This window comes from Desulfobotulus sp. (genome assembly GCF_034006065.1).
Classification (GTDB): Bacteria; Desulfobacterota; Desulfobacteria; order Desulfobacterales; family ASO4-4; genus Desulfobotulus.
Genome location: NZ_JAVETM010000118.1, coordinates 1 through 2,635, shown reverse-complemented (window position 1 = coordinate 2,635; position 2,635 = coordinate 1). Strand labels below are relative to the sequence as shown.

Below are 2,635 nucleotides of genomic sequence, written 5' to 3'. Positions count from 1 at the left end.
AAGGTGGAGGGTGCCGATCTGCGGCGCAACTTCTACCTCACCCGGCACAAGGACCGCACCCCTTCGCCCCTTTGCCAGGCCTTTATCCGCTATATCCAGGAAATTTATCCCCTCACAGGGCCGCCCCTTCCTCCGGACGCCCGGTAAAAAGGCTCTGTTTTCCCATGGATACAAAATTTTCCACGCCCTTCTCCAGTCTGCCAGGCCCGGAATACCCCAAGCCTAGCCGCCGCAGGCCACAGGAAGCATTTTTATGATTCTGCGAAAAGGTATTATTCTCGCCGGAGGATCCGGTACACGCCTGCATCCCATTACCCTGGGTGTTTCCAAGCAGCTCCTGCCCATCTATGACAAACCCATGATCTATTATCCCCTTTCCGTACTCATGCTTGCGGAAATCCGGGACATCCTTGTGATTTCAACCCCTGAGGATCTGCCTGCATACAGAAAACTCTTGGGGGATGGCTCCCGTTTTGGCATCCGCCTGGACTATGCGGTTCAGCCGTCTCCGGACGGACTGGCCCAGGCCTTTATCATCGGAAAAGACTTTATCGGCAGTCATCCCTGCTGCCTCATCCTGGGGGACAACATCTTCTATGGTCAGCATTTTTCCCCCAAACTTAAAACCGCATCCGAAAGGAACCACGGAGCCACCATTTTCGGTTATCACGTATCCGATCCCCAGCGTTTCGGGGTTATTGCCTTTGATCCCCAGGGCCAGGTGGTGGACATTGAGGAAAAACCCCCTCAACCCAAATCCAGTTATGCCGTGACAGGTCTTTATTTTTATGATAACCGCGTCGTGGATGTGGCCAGATCCATACGACCCTCTGCCAGGGGAGAGCTTGAAATAACGGATGTGAATCGTTTTTATCTGGAAGATCAAACCCTTTCCGTTGAACTCCTGGGGCGGGGGTTTGCCTGGCTGGATACGGGAACCCATGAATCCCTTCTGGAAGCAGGACAGTTTGTCCATACCATCGAACAGCGCCAGGGGCTGAAAATCGCCTGCCTTGAAGAAATCGCCTTCCGCAAGGGTTGGCTCAGCGCCGAGACCCTCCAGCAGCACGCCGAAGGTCTCAAGAAAACCGGATACGGCCAATACCTGCTGCGTCTGCTGGAAGAAAGGTTATAGACCATCATGAACCATCCCCTCTCCCTGACACCCGGAAACCCCTACGACCGGGGCGACATGATTTCCGTGGTCAGCATTGCCAAAACCCTCGCCCTGCATTGGCGGTGGGCTGTGGCAGCCTTCCTCGTCACCTTTCTTCCCTTGCTTTTCCTGATTTACTACCAGGGAGATCGGTATGCCTATGCCACCATTTACAAGGCCGCAGAACTCGCCCCCGGAAAAACAGTCCTTCCTCTGAAGGGAACGGAAGATTTCATCCGGCAGCACTACGCAGACAAGATCGTCCGGAACCTGCTTGAAGCCCAGGGACTCAGAAAACTGCCCTTTACCCTGGATGTGACCAGCTCCCAGGAATCCGGTCTTTTATTCCTGCATTCCGTGTCCAGTGAAAAACACGCAGCCACCATCCAAAAGCTGCATGAAACCATCATCCAGAACACCTTTGAAAATGACACGCTCTTCCTTGAAAACAAAAAAGCCCTGCTCCAGCGTCAGGTCCAGGAAGCCCGCGAAGCCCTCACACGGCTCCATGAAACCAACCCCGGCTCAGAAGTGCTTGCCGTGCGCTATATGGATAAAATATGGCAGGCGGAAAACCAGATGGCAGAACTGCGTCCCGGAGAAACCCTGCAACAGGCCTCCCGGAGCCTTGTCCGGGTCAGTCGGAAAAAAAAGTGGATCCTTTTATGCCTCATCTCCTTTGGAGCCGGTGTGATGGCTCCTTTCTGCATTGAACTGCGCAAACAGATTCAGATTGCCCTGGAGCATGAAAAGGCCACCCAGCCCCTTCCCTGAAAAGGCGCTAAGGCACCCGAATTCGTATTTCTGTACACAAAAAACGCCCACAGAACTTCCCTGGAAGCCGGTGCGCGTACCGAGAAAAAATGCCTGGCCATGGGACTCCGTGAAAGCTGATTTTGAAAAAGTTTTTCTCTTTACCGAATTTTTTAAAAAACATCCTGACACTGATGGCTTCCACAGCAGCCGGTCAGCTCCTCCTCATTGCTGCCACCCCCCTGCTGACAAGGCTTTATGCCCCGGATGACTTTGGTGTTTTCGGAGTTTTCTGGGCCATGATTTCCGTTGTGGCGGTCATTTCAAGCCTTCGATACGAAATCGCCATTCCCCTGCCGCCACGGGATCTCAATGCCAGACACCTGCTCGTGCTTGCCCTGATCATCAATGCCATCGTAGCCATCCTCGCCTTTTTCACGGTCCTTTTGCTCCATGATCCCATTGTCCGCTGGACAGGCGCGCCAGGACTCGCCACATGTCTCTGGCTGCTTCCTCCCGGCCTTCTTTTTGTCGGCTCTTACAAGGCGTTCAACTACTGGGCCATCCGAAACCGGGATTATACCCGCATCGGCAAAACCCGTATTCTCCAGAGCTGCACCAATGTGAGCGTGCAGCTTGGGGCCGGTTTCATGGGTGCGGGGGCTGTCGGCATGGTTTCCGGGCAGCTTCTCGGCCAGATCATGGGCATCTCCAGCCTGGCCAGAG

The 2,635-nt window shown here is 54.3% G+C and carries 3 protein-coding genes; all 3 read left to right on the top strand.

Annotation, left to right across the window (positions count from 1 at the left end):
- Positions 1-253: 253 nt before the first annotated feature.
- Complete coding sequence (gene rfbA / locus RBR60_RS16715) at positions 254-1,135, top strand: glucose-1-phosphate thymidylyltransferase RfbA (RefSeq protein ID WP_320358927.1); 882 nt, start codon at positions 254-256, stop codon at positions 1,133-1,135.
- Positions 1,136-1,141: 6 nt separating this feature from the next.
- Positions 1,142-1,930 (top strand): hypothetical protein, encoded by a 789-nt coding sequence (locus tag RBR60_RS16710; RefSeq protein ID WP_320358925.1) that lies wholly within the window; start codon positions 1,142-1,144, stop codon positions 1,928-1,930.
- 173 nt (positions 1,931-2,103) lie between these two features.
- Positions 2,104-2,635, top strand: a 532-nt coding sequence (locus RBR60_RS16705) for a lipopolysaccharide biosynthesis protein (RefSeq protein ID WP_320358923.1), incomplete at its 3' end; no start/stop codon positions are given.

What these genes read in the sequence shown, in the direction of transcription:
- RBR60_RS16710 (WP_320358925.1), top strand. Translation starts at nt 1,142, where the DNA reads ATGAACCATCCCCTCTCCCTGACACCCGGAAACCCCTACGACCGGGGC.
- rfbA (WP_320358927.1), top strand. Translation starts at nt 254, where the DNA reads ATGATTCTGCGAAAAGGTATTATTCTCGCCGGAGGATCCGGTACACGC.